15 protein-coding genes and 1 other annotated feature are annotated in these 19,214 nt (G+C 48.7%); of the genes, 5 read left to right on the forward strand and 10 right to left on the reverse strand.

Annotated elements, in window-relative coordinates:
- Positions 1-9: 9 nt before the first annotated feature.
- Positions 10-573: an SMI1/KNR4 family protein gene (locus tag ACETK5_RS14140; RefSeq protein WP_100536786.1), complete on the reverse strand. Its 564-nt coding sequence runs from the start codon at positions 571-573 to the stop codon at positions 10-12.
- A 175-nt stretch (positions 574-748) separates the two neighbouring features.
- Here ACETK5_RS14140 and ACETK5_RS14145 point away from each other — a divergent pair, with 175 nt between their 5' ends.
- A complete protein-coding gene (locus tag ACETK5_RS14145; RefSeq protein ID WP_394056349.1) occupies positions 749-1,534 on the forward strand; it encodes a M15 family metallopeptidase in 786 nt (261 codons plus the stop codon).
- A gap of 191 nt (positions 1,535-1,725) precedes the next feature.
- Positions 1,726-3,189, forward strand: a complete 1,464-nt coding sequence (locus tag ACETK5_RS14150) for a 4-hydroxyphenylacetate 3-hydroxylase family protein (RefSeq protein WP_394056351.1) — start codon at positions 1,726-1,728, stop codon at positions 3,187-3,189.
- Positions 3,190-3,281: 92 nt separating this feature from the next.
- On the opposite strand, the gene ACETK5_RS14155 is transcribed toward ACETK5_RS14150, so the two are convergent.
- Entirely contained in the window at positions 3,282-5,366 is a 2,085-nt protein-coding gene (locus ACETK5_RS14155; protein WP_394056353.1) for a DUF5054 domain-containing protein, read from the reverse strand.
- Between the two features lie 210 nt (positions 5,367-5,576).
- A complete protein-coding gene (locus ACETK5_RS14160) occupies positions 5,577-7,136 on the reverse strand; it encodes a HEAT repeat domain-containing protein (protein ID WP_394056354.1) in 1,560 nt (519 codons plus the stop codon).
- A gap of 147 nt (positions 7,137-7,283) precedes the next feature.
- On the opposite strand from ACETK5_RS14160, the gene ACETK5_RS14165 reads away from it, so the two are divergent.
- From ACETK5_RS14165 to ACETK5_RS14175, 3 genes are all read left to right on the forward strand, one after another.
- Positions 7,284-8,156, forward strand: coding sequence for a helix-turn-helix domain-containing protein (locus tag ACETK5_RS14165; protein ID WP_394056356.1), 873 nt, complete (start codon positions 7,284-7,286; stop codon positions 8,154-8,156).
- 279 nt (positions 8,157-8,435) lie between these two features.
- The gene (locus tag ACETK5_RS14170) at positions 8,436-9,167 is read left to right on the forward strand and encodes a protein kinase family protein (RefSeq protein WP_394056358.1); all 732 of its coding nucleotides are present in this window, start codon (positions 8,436-8,438) and stop codon (positions 9,165-9,167) included.
- A gap of 82 nt (positions 9,168-9,249) precedes the next feature.
- The gene (locus ACETK5_RS14175) at positions 9,250-9,459 is read left to right on the forward strand and encodes a hypothetical protein (protein ID WP_100539335.1); all 210 of its coding nucleotides are present in this window, start codon (positions 9,250-9,252) and stop codon (positions 9,457-9,459) included.
- Positions 9,460-9,559: 100 nt separating this feature from the next.
- Here ACETK5_RS14175 and aac(2')-IIb read toward each other — a convergent pair whose 3' ends face one another.
- From aac(2')-IIb to ACETK5_RS14210, 7 genes are all read right to left on the reverse strand, one after another.
- The gene (aac(2')-IIb, locus tag ACETK5_RS14180; RefSeq protein ID WP_326115272.1) at positions 9,560-10,282 is read right to left on the reverse strand and encodes a kasugamycin N-acetyltransferase AAC(2')-IIb; all 723 of its coding nucleotides are present in this window, start codon (positions 10,280-10,282) and stop codon (positions 9,560-9,562) included.
- Positions 10,283-10,456: 174 nt separating this feature from the next.
- Entirely contained in the window at positions 10,457-11,833 is a 1,377-nt protein-coding gene (gene nhaC, locus ACETK5_RS14185) for a Na+/H+ antiporter NhaC (protein WP_100536779.1), read from the reverse strand.
- A 232-nt stretch (positions 11,834-12,065) separates the two neighbouring features.
- The gene (asd, locus tag ACETK5_RS14190) at positions 12,066-13,151 is read right to left on the reverse strand and encodes an aspartate-semialdehyde dehydrogenase (protein ID WP_100536778.1); all 1,086 of its coding nucleotides are present in this window, start codon (positions 13,149-13,151) and stop codon (positions 12,066-12,068) included.
- Positions 13,152-13,459: 308 nt separating this feature from the next.
- Positions 13,460-13,724: a binding site (T-box leader), on the reverse strand.
- Between the two features lie 551 nt (positions 13,725-14,275).
- A complete protein-coding gene (locus ACETK5_RS14195) occupies positions 14,276-15,874 on the reverse strand; it encodes an amidohydrolase (protein WP_394056361.1) in 1,599 nt (532 codons plus the stop codon).
- Between the two features lie 130 nt (positions 15,875-16,004).
- The gene (locus ACETK5_RS14200) at positions 16,005-17,240 is read right to left on the reverse strand and encodes an RICIN domain-containing protein (RefSeq protein ID WP_394056363.1); all 1,236 of its coding nucleotides are present in this window, start codon (positions 17,238-17,240) and stop codon (positions 16,005-16,007) included.
- A gap of 441 nt (positions 17,241-17,681) precedes the next feature.
- A complete protein-coding gene (locus tag ACETK5_RS14205) occupies positions 17,682-18,092 on the reverse strand; it encodes a VOC family protein (protein WP_394057440.1) in 411 nt (136 codons plus the stop codon).
- A 114-nt stretch (positions 18,093-18,206) separates the two neighbouring features.
- Positions 18,207-19,202 carry a GyrI-like domain-containing protein gene (locus tag ACETK5_RS14210; protein WP_394056365.1) on the reverse strand — a complete coding sequence of 332 codons (996 nt, stop codon included), beginning with the start codon at positions 19,200-19,202 and terminating at the stop codon, positions 18,207-18,209.
- Positions 19,203-19,214: the final 12 nt, after the last annotated feature.

A 19,214-nucleotide genomic window follows, 5' to 3' on the forward strand; every position in this document is an offset into this window, starting at 1 on the left:
TGGACCGCATCATCCTTCAAGGAACGTATGGTCAAAATACGCCTTGAAATCAGGATATAGAAATACCAGTGACTTTTGAAGCTCAGCCCGATCCGTTTGTTCTTCATCCAGATCAAAACATATTTCATGTTCGATCTCATAGATAGCCCCGAAGCCATCGCCCGCGTCTTCGTTTACATCGATACACCATATTTTGCCGTATTCGGAATCCCATGTGAAAGGAAGATATCCCAGCCGGCATAACAAGGGATTGTACATGTCCCTGACGTTATCCAGCGGCTCGTCCACAGCTTGTTCTGGTATGATGTCAAAGTAATGATGGTACGTGGAGATGAATGCTTTATACCACTCAGGAAAAGTCAATCCATACTCTTGTTCCATCGCCCCAATATGAACTTCGCTTATAGTAGAAGGCACCAACTTCCATATGGACCACTCCTCACCCGTATCGACGGCCTTCATCTCTGCGGGAACGTCCGGGCGCATCCACCTGCAGAATCCCTCCTCCGTAACTTGACTGTATTTGGCGTAATAGGTCTCAAACCCTTGTTTGATATAATTGCGTATTTCCATCTAAAATGTCTCCTTATGTAGAAATTGGTCTCTATTTCATATCACTATCATCTATTTTTGGGTTATTATTAGATTCGATCTATTCTATTTTGTTTACAATTCAGAAACAAGTCAGAGATTCTATCGATATAACTCTCTTATATACTCAGAGATAGCTAACGAGGAGGGACTTCAAATGCACAAAAAAATCGTCAAATCCATCATACCCACGGTCATCATAGGTTCCGTTGTCACAAGCCTAGCCTTATCTAGTGTTCTCAGCAGCACAGGTATTGGTAAGGTGGAAGCTGCCGCTGCATCTTCTTCCAGCTTATCATTTACTAAGTTTTTGGAAAACAACGCACCTCACCGGACTTTAAAGACCGTTCATGGTATAAATACGGTCACCAATCTATCAAGTACCGTTGTACTCGTCAACAAGCAAAGAAATCTACCATCGAGTTATGTTCCGCAAGACTTGGTTGTACCCCATATTCCGTTCAGCTTCTCGGGGCCCAGTCCTAAAAAACAGATGAAAAAGGTAGCGGCATCTGCGCTGGAAAAATTGTTTGCGGCAGCCAAGAAAGACGGGATTGACCTCAAAGCCGTGTCGGGCTACCGGTCCTATGCCACCCAAAAAGCCATATTCGAACGCAACGCCCGTAATAAGGGCGAGGCTGTCGCTAACAAAACAAGCGCGCGTCCGGGACAAAGCGAGCATCAGACCGGGCTCAGCATGGATATATCCAGTGCTTCCGTGGGGTATGCTTTGGAGCAAAGCTTCGGAAATACCAAGGAAGGCAAATGGCTGAAAGCCAATGCACCGAAATACGGATTTATCATTCGTTACGGAAAAGGCAAGGAGAAATTAACCGGCTATTCTTATGAGCCTTGGCATGTTCGTTACGTTGGCGTCTATATAGCGGGAGAAATCACGAGACAAAACCTGACGCTTGAGCAGTATCTGGGCCAATCCCAATAATCGCACAATCAAGAAACGGACCATAATGGGTCCGTTTTTTTTGCCTGCATTTCTTGGCTTAAGCTTCTAAGGTACATTCGCATATTTTACTTCGTATCCGGCGGACAACGTACTTCGTATAGAATAAGCACGTACATTAACAGCAGTAGACAGGTTCGTTAGCTATGATTTTCGCAAATGGGGTGAACAACGTGCCTATTAAATCGGGAAAGCAGTATATCGAACGGATTGACCGACAGAATATTAACATTTGGTATAAAGGAGAGCCTATCCAGGGACCTTTATCCGAGCATCCTGCATTCCAAGGTCTTATTCAAACCCAGGCCGATCTATACGATATGCAATGTGAAGCAAGTTATATCGAACAGATGACGTACCCCTCACCCGATACGGGCGAACGCGTAGGCTTGTCTTTTCTCCCGCCAAAGAACGCTGAGGATTTGCAGAAACGCAGACTGATGATGGAGTTATGGGCGAACAGGCACCACGGATTTCTAGGGCGCTCTCCCGATTATATGAACACCGCGATCATGTCCTTATATACCGCTGCCGATATTCTGGAGGAACATCACCCGAAATATGCGGAAAATCTCCGGAACTATTATAAGTACTGTCGTGATCATGACATTACATTATCTCACGCCTTCATCCAGCCCTATGCTTGTAAGATGTCCGGTCAGCAAGATGCTGCTGAAGACTCTATCGCAGCTAAAGTCATAGAGATTAACGATGAAGGGATGATCATAAGCGGAGCCTTCATGATGGCAACACAAGGCGCAACATGCGAAGAAATGCTGGTATTCCCGACACCGTCCACAACGTTGTCCCAGGATGTGAATCCTTCTGCATTTGCATTTGCGGTTCCCAACGATTTACCGGGGATGACTTTTATATGCCGCGAAAGCTACGGTGCCACTTCTTCCTATGATTATCCTCTAAGCGCCAGATACGAAGAGATGGACACGCTTGTCATCTTCGACCGCGTGCTGGTCCCTCATGATCGAATATTTTACTATGGGGACGAGACTTACGCCGGGCGTTTATTCGGCGAGAGTCACTTTCATACGCATATCGCCCACCAAATGGCCATCCGATATATCGTTAAAACCGAATTCATGCTCGGTTTGCTGGAATCCTTGGCAGATGAACAGAACGTAGGGCTCGAGCCCCATATGGTCTCGAATGTTGCGAAAATGATTACATTTCTGGAGACCTTCAAAGCATTAAGATTGGCGTCCGAGCAGGGGGCCAGCCAGGATCCATTCGGATATTTTGTTCCTGCCGCCGGTCCTCTTCTCGCATCCAGCATCCTCTTCCCCAAATTCTATCCCGAGATGGTAGAGATGATTCAGCTGCTAGGCTCCAGCGGCCTGATTATGATCCCTTCCGAATTGGATTTTCAATCGGATTCCGGACCTTACCTTAACCAATATTTAAAAGGATCCACTACGGAGGCTTGGGATCGAATCGCATTGTTCAGGCTTGCTTGGGAGCTTGGTGCGAGCTCGTTCGGTGGTCGGCAAACCCAGTTTGAACGATTTTTCTTCGGAAATGCGCAGACGGCAGCTTATCGCATGTATAACCATTTTGCACAGCATGGGCAGCTACGAAGCAGGATTATCGATTTTATTACCAAGAACCATCCTTCATCATAACTTGATCGACGGATGATCGTGCATATATAAAAAAGATGCGAGTTATAAACTCACATCTTTCCGTGTTGTTTTTCATGATGGGCACATATAGCTCACGAATGAGAATGCAGTCTCAATCTGAACCGATACTTCATATCGTCTTCGAACCACATCATAAAGTTTGTACCCCAAATGTTATTGTGCAGATTGAAATGGAATCCACCGGTCAATGAAGCATAGGAGTTGTCGAATTGCAGCAAACGCGGTTCCCCCGGGCACACAAGCGGCGCGTCCAAGGTTTCAATAACCACCGTTCCGTCTGCCCCCTCATAATAGAGGCCGGAATTGACACCATGCATGTTCCGGTTACCGTCCTTCACGACGAATAACGGAGATATACGCTGGCCCAGCTTATCCATCATCCATGCGTTGGGATTATCCACAAGGGGGGCAAACGAGAACCAGCTTGCTTCCGGAAGACGGCAGGCTGGTTTGCCCTTCCAGCTCAGACTTACCTCTATGACGGGCTCATTCGCAAGGAACGTATAGATTACGTTCAATCGGCGGGGAGCCCCATAGTGATTGCTGAGAATCTCCGGCAGCTTCATTTCCGCCGTTACGATATCATAATCGGCGTTCCTCTCCAGGTGCAACGTCCGCAAGGACGCAGTATATCGCCGATGCTCCGGCCGCGGCTTGACATACTCGATTCCCGGCTTGCCGAAATCGTTGTCTGCCCAGCCATGATGGATATCCAGATTGGTCATGTATTCTTTGAAGAAACGGTCGTAGTTTTCTTTGCTGAAGGTTTCATACCTATAAGTGCCCAGTCTCTGATGGTCATCCGCCCACGCCTTCCCGGATCGATCCAATAATCGGTTTATCGAGCCGTCGGCGGCGAAACTCACCTGAAACTGACCTAATTCGTACAGCTCGTTTGTCTCGATCGGTTGTTTGTACTCCATCGGCTCCGATCCCGGAAGGGGATGATGCTGGCTCATCCGATCCAGCTCCCTTCTCGCTTCAGCTGCCAACGACTTCGGCAGCGATTGAACGGCCTCCTCAAGATAATCCCGCTGCTCCTGCCAAGAGCTCTCGTAATGGCTGTACGACCTGGTATCAATCGCCTGCCGGCATAGGTAGTCATATTTTCTCAATGTATTGTCTTCAACGATATCCCGTGCTCTTGCAGCGGCTAAATCCGTGGCGGAATAATGAACAAAATCGGCGAGATAGACGGAATTGTTCAGCCCCCAGGTATGCTCGGGAATCAGCATCAGACGGTTGCAAAATCGATCGTACGCATCACTGTTCTTGTCCAATTGACCGGATTCGATCCAGCGATCCCGGAGGCGAAGCAATTCTCGGTAGCGGGAAATTTTCCAAGGATCCGAGGCAATGCCGTGTATCCACGAATCCCCGATTTCTTCGCTCACGACAGGCAATCGGCCCTTCACGATTTGAAGCCGCCGGGCAAATGCATCCAGTGTCGAGGCCATGATTTCCGCCCCTGGATAATCCCGCTCCAACTGTTCAAATAAAACACGGATCTCCTCCATAGAAGATGGACCATGATTATCATGAGTATGGGCAAAATACAAGGCATCTTCCAGCCCTTCCATGTGAAACGGCTTGCCGTAACTATCCGCATAGTGAACGATGATCTCCGAGCCGTCGGAAGCCCGCCATACAAACATCTCCGGCACCTTGGGATTTTTGGACACCATATTAACGCCCAAATGCAAATATTGTATGCCGTGTTTAACCAGCAAAGGTACCATGGCAAGGGTATGGCCCGGGACGTCCGTCATTTTAGCGGCAACCGTGGTTTTTCCATACTTTTGGTCCAAGCCGCCCGAAATGGAGATTCCAAATTCGAATAGCCGGGCATCCATGATCTCCGTATGCGTCGTAAACGGCAGCCCATGCCAAACGATGCGTCCCTCCCCAATGGCATGTTCCATACGCGCCCGCATGTCAGGAGAAGCCGTTCGCAGAAATTCATCGATTAACCATGAGCCGGTCGTCCATACGAATTTTACGTTCCCCTCTTCACTTGCCAGCTGTTCGGACAGTTCCAGAGCCTGGGGTATGAAATGCTCCATATAACGCTCGATTACGTTCTTTCCCAAATCGGTAAACCCGATGTCCAGATGGGTCTTGAATACGACATGAACTCTTTTGATTGATGTTGCCATCCATGACTTCCCCTTTCAACAATAAACGGCTAACGCCGAACTTTGAGCCCCATTTTACTAGAGCAAATCGCACAAGTCTTTGCATGAAAGGGTCATGCTTTTGCAAAAAAAGGACACCTGCCATGAATCGCGCCGGAGCTTTAGGCATTCCAAAAAGCCCCTCTCATTTCGGCTGGGAATGGGAAGGGCTTCGGAAGGCAAATTCGGATATCAGAAAGTGCTCACCTTCGTTGTGTCCGGACACCATCTGGCCGGTCGATAATATCGAATCAGGACATCTATCGCTTCGGGTGTCCGCAGATGGGTAAGCGTTTCGAAGGCATACGCCCTTACATAACGATCCTTGCTGTGAAGCGCTTGCTCAAGCGAATGGATAATAAGGGGAACATCAGGAGCCTTGGCGGTACGAAGCAACGACAAGGCCGCAGTGTATCCCATTTTATTTAGGATATAGCTCTGCTGGCTGAAGTCCGTTTCATCGGTTTCCACGGTTCCACTTCCCTCTTGCAGAAGCGACTGTTCCAATACGTTTGCCAAGGCCTGACACACATCGCCTGCCTCGCTCCCCATCATGCCCAGCGCTTCGACTGCATTTCGGCGAACCCAATCGCTCGGGTCCTGCAAGCACGCGATCAATGCCGATGAAACCTCATGCGTCGAAGGTACCATCGCTCCCAACGCGAAAGCAGCAAGCGCCCTGCGCTTCTCGTTTGCGTGTTTCAGCAGTGCAAGCAGTCCTGGAACGGCACCAGCGCCGGCACCTTGCAGTCCGTAAGCCGCTCTCTCTGCGATTTGCGTTGTTCCTTCGGAAATGAGGCGTATCAATTCATCGATGCCGGCGGAGCCCAGTTGGCCAAGCGCATAACCGGCATTCAAAGCTACCGGCTCCCTATCATTCAACATTCGGGCCAGTTCAGGAGCCAACGAAGCGGCCTTTTCTCCTAGCAATCCAGCTTGATCCGCGGCCCTTGCGCGAACGGTCTCGTCCTCAGACTTTAGATCTTCTGCCAATTGCTCTATTTGAGCTTTGCCTCCCGTTGCAGTGGGAATCCCCTGACCCGGTTCGCCGCGCATCCAATTCCATACATCTCTCCATAGATTCAAATGCACGTAAGGTGTTCCGCCCGTAAGGCTCATCTCCTTCTCTTGATGATTCCAGCTCGGCGATTCCGGCGCATGCAATCGAACGAATTGAAACTTTAACATGTAACGATCCATGTCGGAGACATTAAGCGAAGCTTTATGCCATAAATCAAAATGAACCAGAACCATCGTTCCGGCTTTGCCGGTCGGCAGCAGCGTCTCGCCTTGATCGCCTACAAACTTTTCGTAATATGCGGTACCGGGCATGATGGCGGTCGGTCCCATTTCCTCAGTGATATCCTGCATGTAATAAAAAATCATCGCCCACCAAGGCCGGTGGCTGCGCATGCTGGACCAGTAACCGTCTTTGTGCCACTGCCCGCCTCCCGGCAGCGGATCGCCCGGCTGATTGTAATGGCAATGCCGATGCGGATGCATATAGTAATCCGGTCCGAGTACACTCGTCAAAGCCCCTTTAACGACCGGCGTTTCGAAGAACTGCTGAATCTCGGGCACACGGGGCAGGATGTTATTGCCAGGATTTCCTTCCTCGTGCAATACAACATTCATTTTATCCCTGACGGCAGCATGAAGCTGATCCGGCAATTCGTTGTGAAGCACCACATACCCCTTCGTAATAAATTGAATGATTTGTTCATCCGTCAACAGGCATTCACAATCCAACATCTTAATTCCCTCCTCATGCATGAAATGAATTCAGTGTTAGTATAGCAATGGTGACGATCGCTGTATTTACATAAACGTCAGGCTTTTGTACAATCGTCATGCGAATATTTATAGAATCTTATCTTATAAGGATGTGGAAATAAATACGTGGATTTTGCCGTCTTCCATCCCTATGTGTTTTATGCGACACGGTATCCCTTTTCCAAAGGTCAAAGTAATAACAACCGGCACTGCTATTCGTCATCGCTTTATCTAATTACCGAGGGTAAGGGCATTCTTCGCACCAGAGGCCGCACATACCATACCGACCCGGGTTCCCTAGTCTATATACCGGCAGGACAGCCGCATGATTGGATAGCGGACAGCCAGGATCCCATGGTACATGTCTGCTGTTATTTCGACTGGTCCTATGTGGACCGCCGGGCTATGGCGGATCATCCCAGCGTGATCTGTTATGACATTGCCCAGCTGATTCCTTCCTATGTAGGCCCTTCTTTTCCCTATGCCATACCCGAGCTCATGAGGGTTGAGAAGATCAACGTATGGAGCGACCTCTTTGAAAAATTCTACACCGGGAACCAATTCGAGAATGAGCATACCTACATGCGCAGCGTAAGGACACAAAGCCGGTTCCTGCAATTCATCGAGTATTTTCTTGCATTCGCATTGCAGGATGAAGCCATTCCCGATCAGAGAATGAACAAACTACTGGAGCGACTGGATCAGGATATCCTGCACGGCAAGCTGCGTCCATTGGAGTCGTATTACGAGGAACTTCGGGTCAGTAGAGGTTATTTTTTCGAATTGTTCAGAAGATCGACAGGCTTACCGCCAACCCAATACATTAACCAGTTCCGCATCAATCGGGCCAAGGAGGATCTGCGCAATATGGACCTCAGCATCACGGAGATCGCCGAGAAGCACGGCTTCTCTTCTATCCATTATTTTTCGAAGCTGTTCCGGCAACTTAACGGCTTATCTCCGCTAGATTATAGGAAAGATCGAGAGGATATCGATTGACCAGCAGAGGTTCACCCTAATCCGGCAGGATATTCCCTCTATTCGTCTAATCCATTCAAAAAGCATATAATGTACGATAACAAGGGATCGCACTTGCTATAAACATACTAGAGGGACCAAAAGGAGAGATTTGGAATCGATATGCGTTTTTTTTCATACCTAAGCTCCTTTATAAACAATTGGCGGGATTACCCGGCTGAAGAAAATACGATACTGGGGAATCGTTACACCGTTCAACAGAGGATAGGGGAAGGCAGTTACGGCATCCTGTATAAATGCATGGATCAACAGAGCGGCGATGTGGTGGCGGTCAAACAGTCACGACCCAGCAAAGGCGATTATGCCAGACAATTGCTGGATCGGGAGGCAGCGGTATTAAGATCCCTTCAGCATCCGCAAATTCCGGCATATCGGGATTTTTTCACGAACAACCGCGATCGTTATCTGGTCATGTCTTATATGAACGGTGATACGCTTGAAGATTTGATATTTGAACAAAACATGAAATACGAAGAAGACGAATGCATCGAGATCACACAGCAGCTTCTGAAGCTGGTCCGATACCTACACGAGCAAGGCTATGTTCATCTTGATCTGCGGATTCCTAACGTACTGTTTAAGGATGACAGGATCAACCTTATTGATTTTGGCCTGGCGAGAAGGATCGGTGAACCCCCTCCGCTTCAAGTACCTGTACGGAAAAAGTTCAAGCGAGGCAGCTCGGCGTCCTCTGTTCAATTTAAGGATTCGAAGGAAAGCGAGGATCTTCGGGACATTGGTCACTTTATGTTGTTCATGCTCTACTCCACCTATGAACCGGATCACAATCGGGGCGCAGCCGTGGAGCGAAGCTGGCAGGAAGAATTGCATCTCTCGACGGGACTGCAGCATATGATCAAACGCTTGCTGCAATTGAGTGAACCTTACTCAAGCTCTTTGGAGTTCATGCACGAGCTGCAGTCGCTCGCTGAAACAAGAAGCCACCCCTCGGATAAGAAGGGCAGCCTTTAATTTGATTATGGGGTTTCATTTATGTTACGATCCGATTAAATTATATGGAATGATTACGAACGAGAAAGGAGGATGTTTTCACATGTTAAGAAAAATCATGAACAAGCTTCTCCACTCTACTTCCCATAGTCATGGCCGTAAGCGTTACAGCAGTTCCGCGAAGAATTATGGAAGAAAATACAGCAGCAGTCATGGCTATTCGCGTCGTAAAGGTTCCTCGTCTGATTACAAGCACAGGCATGGCAACCAAGGCCATGGCTATTATAAGAACAGAAGAGGCAGCTCGAGCTAATCATTAAACATCATCATGGAGTACTTCACTTCATCCCTCAACTTTTTTGAGGGATTTCTTTATGGCTTCATACAGTAAGGAGTCTACGCTGCCGGGCATCTCATCTGATCGTGAAGTTAACCCCGTAATAGGATAATATTAATTTACTTGCGACTCTCCGGGAAGAGTTATTCTCCCATGAAGTGCTGTACAACGGCAGCGCGCCTCTCTTACGCACCTCTATTGCCCATCCGGCAACAACGGCAGCCGCATAACCTCTTCCGCGAAATTCCTCTAACGTCTCAAGCCCGGCTTCGTGTGCTCCTTCCGTAATCCGAACGCTCCGGCAAACCGACACCACCCTGTTTTCATGAATGAGCGCAACGCAAGGCTGGCCGTAATCGATTTCCGGGATCAGCCATTCAAAACCGGTGAGCGAATAGTCGTTCATATTTTCTCGAGTGATCCATACCGTCTGTTTGGCCGGTGTTGTTTTGTCAGGTATCCGGTAACAGGGTCCGCTCGTATAGTGCTCAGTACGAAGGAGATTCATATAAGCGGCAACATGTTTAGGCTTCGTCGGAACCTCATCGTTTACGATCGGCTCATCTTCAACCAGCGCCTTCAATTGGGCGGCAATTCTTTCGGGAACATCATGACGAAACCGGCAGATCGCGGAACCGTCTATCGTGCGACCCAGGAAAAATCTGGGGGCAAGCTCCTCTCCCGGCCAAGGCTCGTTGATGGTGCGAATTCGCATATCGCGGTCATGCGTAAACATTGCCCGGACATGCATTTCCATCAGCGCCGCAGCCGTTGGCTCTTTATCTATCCAATGGTTCATGCTTATATCCCCTCCCTTAGAATTGAATCCACGAAGTTGGCTGCATATCACTTTCCATCGTAACAGATAAATCCAAGAATAGGCTGGGTATGAATCGCTTTAATAAAAAAAGACCCTGTCTCCCCCTATCCGGGAGGCAAGGTCAACATTGAGATTAGGTTTAATGGGTAACCGTTATATCTTCCTTCCCAGCGAATTCCGCTGCAATCGCGGGATCAACGCATAGGCAAACGTGAAGAGCGGGCTTAACCATAAGAAAGCTGCATACGGTGCATACTCAATGACCGGTACGCCAAGCGTAGCTGCGAAGAAGGCACCGCTAACCCCCCAAGGAATCAATGGGTTAACAAGCGTACCGCAATCCTCCAATGTACGGGACAACGTCTTCGCCGGAATATCTCTGCGGGTGTATTCTTCCTTGAACATCTGACCAGGCAAAAGGATCGATAAATATTGCTCGCCCGTCATGCCGTTGACCGCAATCGAGGATGCCCCCGTCATCAGGACAATGCTGCTCTTCCGCTTCAGCGGTTGCATGACTTTGCGGAAGAAGGCTTCAATGACGCCGCAATGCTGAAGCAGCCCTCCTAAGGCTAAAGCAATCAAGATCAGCGATACAGACCCCATCATCGATTGTAATCCGCCGCGGTTGACGATGGAAGCAACGGTTTCGTTGGCGATCGTGCTCTTGTAGCCGCTCTGCATGACGCTGAACCAGACATCGATCGCCGTCTGCTGCTGAACGAAGGCCGTTACGATGAGTCCGGTAACAATGCCGACAATAAGCGTCGGGAGAATCGGAATCCGTTTGATGGAACAGGCAATAACCGCAAGCGGAGATATCAACGTTAGCCAATGAATTTGAAATCCGCCATTCAGAGCAGCTTTGATTTGATTTATCGATGATAAATCAAGGGTATTCGTGGTTGGTGCAAGCAGGAAAAAGAGCGTTGTCACGATTAGGGCCGGCACCGTGGTGTAGATCATGTTGCCTATATGGGTGAATAAGGATATGCCCGCGACCGCAGGAGCAAAATTCGTTGTGTCGGAAAGCGGCGACATTTTATCACCGAAACAAGCGCCGCAGATTACCGCTCCTGCTGCCAGTGTCGGAGAAATCCCTGTCGTTACGGCGATTCCCATGAAGGCAACGCCAACCGTACTGACAGTCGTGAAGGAGCTTCCGGTAAACATCGAAACCACGATCGTCACATACAACGCGCTCACCGCAAAATAATGAGGTTCAATATAGTCCATTCCATAGTATAAAATGGTCGGGACGGTACCGCTCATCATCCATACCGCAATCAGAATACCGATGAGTGAAAGGATGAGAATTGGCATAATCGCCGTTTGGATGCCTTGAATGATCGCGGATTCGAGCTGCTTCCAGGAAAATCCGAACAACCGCAGCAAGGTGGCGATGCCCACGGTCGTTGCCAGGAGCGGAATATGCGGCTCTGCCTTAAAAAGAAAGATGGAGACAAACAGTACTGCCAGTATAAACGCGATAAGAATGATGCTTTTTGAGAAACTGAGATGTCGTTCCATGGTGCTAAGACTCCTTATACATGGTCGTGGCGGGAGATCCTTCCCGTCCGTTTGATTATGAATGATTCACTTTTTCGCTTTTATGCTTTTCGGCTTCTTTGCTTCTGTGCAATGAAGCACAAAGTAACACTATAAACGATAAGTACAAACTTCGTCAATGTACGAACCATGAACAAGACCACAAAAAGGCGACTGCACCCGAGCAGTCGCCTTTGTCTAACAAGTATATTTATTATTTCGCTTGAATGTAACCTTCGGCTTTCAGTAATTCGGCGATTAGAACAGCTCCCCCTGCCGCGCCACGCAGCGTATTATGCGAGAGTCCTACGAACTTGTAATCGTAGAGGGAGTCCTCGCGCAATCTGCCCACCGATACGCCCATGCCGCGCTCGATGTCACGGTCCAGCTTCGTCTGCGGCCGATTCTCTTCTTCGAAATACGTTATGAACTGTTTAGGCGCACTCGGTAGATTCAGTTCTTGCGGTCTACCTTTAAACTGCTGCCAGCGGTCCAGGATTTCATCCTTCGAAGGCTTGTTCTCGAACGATGCAAATACGGTGGCTAAGTGGCCGTCAGTTACGGGAACGCGAATGCATTGCGTCGTAATCAATGGCGATTGGGCTTTCACGATCTCACCGTTCACAACGCTGCCCCAGATGCGCAGCGGCTCCTGTTCGCTCTTCTCTTCCTCCCCGCCGATATACGGGATCACATTGTCCAGCATATCCGGCCAATCGGTGAAGTTCTTACCGGCACCCGAAATCGCCTGATAGGTGGAGGCAACGACATGGGTAGGTTTGTAATCAAGCAAGGCGTGAAGCGCCGGTACATAACTCTGAATGGAGCAATTCGGCTTTACCGCAATGAATCCGGTTGTCGTTCCCAGACGTTTGCGCTGTGCGGCAATCACGTCAATATGCCCCGGATTAATTTCCGGAATGACCATCGGAACGTCAGGCGTCCAGCGATGAGCGGAGTTATTGGAAATGACGGGCGTGCCCGTTTTGGCGTAGGCTTCTTCCAATGCCTGAATCTCATTCTTCTTCATATCCACCGCGCAAAATACAAAATCAACCTCTGCTGCTACTTGTTCCACTTGCGAAGCATCCTGCACAACAATGCCCTTCACCTGCTCGGGAATTGGCGTCGCAAGTTTCCAACGGCCCTGAACGGATTCTTCATACGTTTTGCCGGCTGAATTTCTGCTGGCTGAAATGGAAGTGACTTCGAACCATGGATGACCATCCAGCAATTGCATAAAACGTTGACCGACCATACCCGTTCCACCGACAATACCGACTTTAAGCTTTTCTGACATTCGTTACTCATATCCTTTCAATAGTGGCGTCATGTTCCCCATACATCGACTCTGATCTACCGTACGGACAATAGCATGCAGTAAATATGCTTCTTCTAGATAACTATTCAATCCGGCGCGATCCGTGTAGGATTCCTACCCAGAAGCTTCGTATTTCTTTTGATTTAAGAATCACGCTATCGACTTACTTTCTCAGAAGACAGACCGCATACAGCTGAAATTTTTCTAGCGGCATAAGGACGGCAAGCCTCTGAAGTTTATACACTCTTATCTCTTAACAAAAAAATCCCACCCCCAAGACCATAAGTCTTAGGGACGAGATTGTTATACTCGCGGTACCACCCCAAATTTGCCAATATGTCACCATATTCGCCTCATCGAGTACGGCATTACACGGTAATGCAGATACTCTAGCTCTGTAACAGGAGCTCCTGGCACACCATCCTCCTCACAATGAGGGTTCCATGTGCTGCTCTGAGTCTTTTTTCAATAAAGAACGCTTTGCCCCTTTTCAGCTGCCGGAGCTCTCTGTACAAGAATTCGTTTATTTACTCGTCTCTTCATCGCATTTGTTATGATTATTATATATAAAACCATTTCGGTGGTAAACCTTATTTATAAAATTTTCTGGAAACTCGGCTGATTTCATGAGCTGTTATCCTATCAACGCTTTACGGAACCATTTTATGGCTGAAGTCGCCGTGCCTCGAGTTCCATTTCCCGATGTATCGCCATTTCCATTCTCGTTCTTAATCATATGTATGGATTCAACAACGGGTGATCGTATGCCAAAACATGTTGGATCCGGCCAGTCACGGAATCATCTTCATACTCGTTGCTCCATGGGAACAATTGCGCGTAGAGATCGGAGAACAGTTACAGTTCATCATTCCTCGCAGCAAAACGGAGGGGGTGAAGATCAGCACTCAGCTTCACATCCAGCTTAATCATGCAGCACCTGCAGCCTGTGAACGATCAACGACTCTGCCTCTAACATCTCACCCTGATGTAAATCCAGCGGCATCCTATCCATCATATCTGAAATAACCCACCTTGACATCGTTAAAAATCAACCATAAAAACAAATCGAGCAAGTCCATTACTGGACTGCTCGATTGGATCATTTACTGCATGTAACCGATTTCCCCATTGACAATCGTCATTCTGATCTTTGCCTTCAGTAGTTCATCCGGATCCATATCATCCTCCAAACAACGATCCACAACGGTAAAATCAGCATATTTCCCTAATTCAATCGTTCCCCGCTGCCCTGCTTCTCCCGCCGCCTTGGCGCCGCCAAGCGTAAACAATTCGATCGCTTCGGTTAAGCTCAGCTTCTCCTCCGGCATAAATCCATCGTGAGTCTCTTCCGGCTTCCGTCTCGTGATTGCAGCATGAATCCCGAGCAGTGGATTCAGCGGCTCGATAGGAGCATCGCTGCCGCCGGAACAAGGCAGCCCGGAGCGCAGCCACTTTTTCCATGCATACAAATAGCTTGTCCGATCAGGACCTACACGCTCCAGCACCCATGGGAAATCGCTGGCTACAAATCGGGGCTGCAGGTCAACGGCCAAATTCTGCTTACTCATTCGCTTAACCGTATCCGGGTGTACAATTTGGGCATGGATAAAGCGGTCCGGAAGTTTCGCTGCCTTCCTTAATGGTAAAAATTCAAGCACATCCGTCATCATCTCTGCCGCGCCGTCCCCAATCGCATGAAAAGCAACGGGAAAGCCCATTTTGCGCGCGCTGCCAACAATCTCCCTTAACTCCTCTGGAGTATGCATAGCCAGCCCCCGGGTATGAGGCGCATCATGGTAGGGTTCCTTCAGCAGTGCCGTTCTTCCGCCAACGGCCCCGTCCGCGAATAATTTAACGGCTCCGATACGGTCCCATTCGTTGCCGCTGCCTGCCTGGAGGCCAAGCTCCTTCATTTCATCAAGATAATCATGAAACATCAGCTGATGGGTACGGAAGTACAGTCCCTCCTCCCTCAGCTCTCTATGAATCCGCAACATGGCTTCAGCACTTCCCAGTAGACGGAGATCCTCCGTATGAGCTGCCGTAAGGCCTAAACGAAGCGCATCACGGCATGCCTCGAGCATCGCTAATTTCAGCCTGAAGGGTTCAGGCTCCGGCTGAACCCTGGCAAAAGGTATCGATGCATTCTCGTAGATGCAGCCGTTTAAACGCCCATCGGCATCCCGGCCGAAAGCGCCGGAATCCGGGTCTGGCGTATCCGCTGTAATACCCGCTCTTCGGAATGCTTCCGAATTACCGAGGAAAGCATGGAAACAGGTCCTTGTTAGATAGACCGGATGTTCCGTTGTCATGTCGTCGAGTTCCTGCATGTTCGGAATCCGCTGGTCTGGAAAGTTATGTTCATTCCAGTTCAACCCCATGATCCACTCGCCAGGCTGCGTAACCGCGACCCTCGCCCGCAGCATAGCCAGCATCTCTTCCTTCGAAGTCGCCTTGGTGAAGTCAAGCATGCCAAGCTTCAGTCCATGCATACCGAGATGCATATGCGCATCGACCAGGCCAGGTAATACACAGGCGCCATCCCAATCCACCGTTCGATAATGCCGATCCGCCAGCTGAAGGCGCAGCTCGGCTGAGCTTCCAATAGCACGAATGATTCCGTCTTCCACATATATAGAATCCGCCAATGAAGCAGCATGTGGTGAAAAAAGATTACCGTTCGTAAAAAGGATAGGTTGCACGTTTTTATTTCCTCCGAATTTTTCCCATTATTATACCAAGACAGACATGCAGCTCGTCAGCCGGAGCAGCCCTAAGTCAACCTTCACCCAAACCAAACAAGCAGCCCCTCACGGAGCTGCTTGTACAAGTTTAGTTAATTTTGGTGAACAACCACTTCTGCGCATCCGTACCATTGTCCGTCCACTGTTGGACAGCAGCCCCATCTGCTGTGGAAGCACTGGCTACATCGACTGCCAGTCCGCTTACTTTGGACACAAGTTTGTAATACCCTCCGCCAACCTCAACGATCCTCCAACGCTGCGCATTCGATCCATTATCGTCCCATTGCTGCAGCTGAACGCCAGTGGAAGTGGACGAATTCGGTACATCGAGGACTTTTCCGCTATGCACGGCTGTGAGCTTGTAGTATCCGTCTCCGGTGCTTTCTACTCTGAACCTTTGATTATTGGCGACGTAGTTGGTCCACTGCTGTATCTTGGCTCCGCTTGCCGTGGAGACATCCACAACATCCATCACTTTCCCGCTCGCCTTGGAAGCAATCGTGTAAATCCCATCACTAATAACGTTCGATGCACCCGTGTCCTGATACACACGTACATAATCCACCAGCATCTGCGATGGGAACGGCGTGGAATTGTTCGGACTTCCCGGCCAATTTCCGCCTACTGCCAAATTCAGTAGTAAAAAGAACGGGCGCTGGAATTCCTCGGTATTGCCGGTTCCGTTCTCAATATAGAATTCATTGAACTGCTGACCGTCCACGAACCAACGGATATATTTGGAGTCCCACTCGATGCTATAGACATGGAACTGGGAGAAATCCAAATTGCCGGACACTCGTCCAAATTCGGCATGCCCTCCTGCATCCCAGTGCACGGTACCATTCACGTAAGGGTTATGGTTTACCCGTTCCATAATGTCAATTTCTCCGCTTTTCGGCCAGCCAACCGAGCTGATGTTGCTTCCGAGCATCCAAAACGCCGGCCAGAGGCCCTGACCCGATGGCAGCTTGATCCGAGCCTCCACTTTCCCGTAAGTAAAACTCTTCAAGTCTTGGGTTTTGATCCGGGCAGAAGTGTAATTCATGCCGCCATAGGATTCCTTCTGTGCCGTGATGACAAGATTTCCGCCAGTAACCTGCACATTCTGTGCCCGGTCGGTATAATATTGCAGCTCATTGTTTCCCCATCCACCGCTGCCGGTACCGATCTCCGGAGTCCAATTGGCTCTGTTGAGCGAGGTTCCATTGAACTCGTCACTCCATACCAAATTCCAGTTCGGTGCGGCATTGCTTTTGTTGACAGGCAATAGAACGACCAGAAGACTGAACAGTAGAACTACACATATTCCTTTTCTTAGCATCATGTTCCCTCCTAATTTTCATCGGATTTAGGCTTCATGGACACTTTGTGTATTTGCATAGCTGTTCATTGCGCGAACCGTCTACTGAAACTTCGAATCACCCCTCTTTCTGTTCTCTATTGTTTGCCGTACAACCAATCTATGATGGTAGATTCACTTGTTGTTCAAGAATATAACATATGAAATAATGCGCTTACATTTCCATTATAGAACCATTATATACCACGATCAACCTTAATTTATATTTTTTTACATTTAAAATCTGTAATTTATGCATCCCTATCCTATCAAAAAAAAGCCGGCTGCAAGCATTTCCAAAATCGTAGATCCATTCAATTGACAGGTCCGACGGTTGGACATCAAAGTTCCATCTGACGGAACAAGAATAACCTGAACTCTCGCAGGGAGATTCAGGTTATTTGGGCCATATGATTTCATCCAGACTTATTCACGACATATCATGAGTTTGTTTCCATCGGGATCCTTCACGACGAACCAATGATTATGTTCAATCTCCGTCACGAGTTCCACTCCGAGCTTTTGCATGTATGCTAAAGATCCTTCCAGGTCCTCTGTCAGCAGCATGAACGCAGGAGTATCGATAGAGGGTGCTCCCCCCGGCTGATCTCCTCCCCATTTCGGCATGGTATCGAGGATCACTCCCGTTCCTTCCATCGGTAAAGGGCATAGATGACCATTCATAACCTGGCAATCATCTTCCACTATTCCGAGTACACGGCAGTACCAGCTGCGCGATCTTTCGATATCCCGAACCGGAATGAATATGCTGCCCACTTTGTTCTTAATCGGGCTAGCCAGAGCATGGTTGTGACGATCCTGCATTTGTTCGTTCATTGTTTTGCCTCCATGTATCATTTTTAACACGCGGGGTGTCATAAACGGACGATACCCTTCCGGCTGCACTCTTTCGATAGGCAATCGGCTCATGAACTCCCTCCATTCTTATGACTATGACATGATTTGAACAGGAACATAACACTTCACTTTGATGATCCCGTCATCCGCCTCTTCCTTAGGTAAGTAACTCGCGTACCAAGAGCGCGCTGGATCTGGCCTATACTCGGTTGACATATCGAGCCACCGATCCACTCTTTCAAGTACACCCGTCATTGTGCCATAAGCACCTGACTCCAGACAGGCATACCGTCCACCTTCCAGCTCAACTTGTAGATCTACTTCTTCACGGGAAGGAAGGAACTCCTTAGGAGGAGCGATATAAACCTCGTAGGTAGAGCTTTCGTCCAGCAGTCCACCGTCACAGTGCATGAACACGCGAATTCGCGAATCATCAATCAATCCATTTCGGCATAACCAGGAAATGGAATCTTCATCCGCTTGTTTCACGCAGTCTACACCCGTCCTTCGAAAACGCATCACCTTCAGCGAAGACAGCTCCACGATTTCGATACGCTTCACCAGCTTGCTTCGTTCCACCGGAAGATAAAGCTTCATGCGAACGATTTGATCCCGGTTCAGAACATATTCTTCAATGAATTCATGCTTTCCTTGCTCAAACACGCTGCGGGGCAGCCATTCGGAGAACAAACGGTTCCAGGTGTTTTGAATACTGTCTTCCGCCACCGATGGCGTTCGAGCCACCGCATATAGACCGCCGTTATGAGTTATGGAATATAGTTCGCGATGCTTTAAATTCTCGACCTGGTTCATCAGGTCAACAGCGAGCAGCTGATAACCGAATGGCTTGGTTTCATCTTCCATGTCCACGTTCCAACCGAAGAGCCTCAGCCCATTGAGGTCGACGCGGTGTGAAGACAATCGTTCGCGAAAATGATCGATCGCAGCAACTTCTATGCCATTCTCAAATTCGGAAACAAACAGATGGCCGATCCCTTGCTGAGAATTCAGACGGATAACCCTTACTTCAGGAAATCGTTCTGATAACTGCCGCTCTTCTAAATAGCATACATGTTCATTCAGATTCATCCGTTCGAAACT

The organism is Paenibacillus ilasis, from assembly GCF_043195395.1.
In the GTDB taxonomy this organism is placed as follows: domain Bacteria; phylum Bacillota; class Bacilli; order Paenibacillales; family Paenibacillaceae; genus Paenibacillus_AQ; species Paenibacillus_AQ lautus.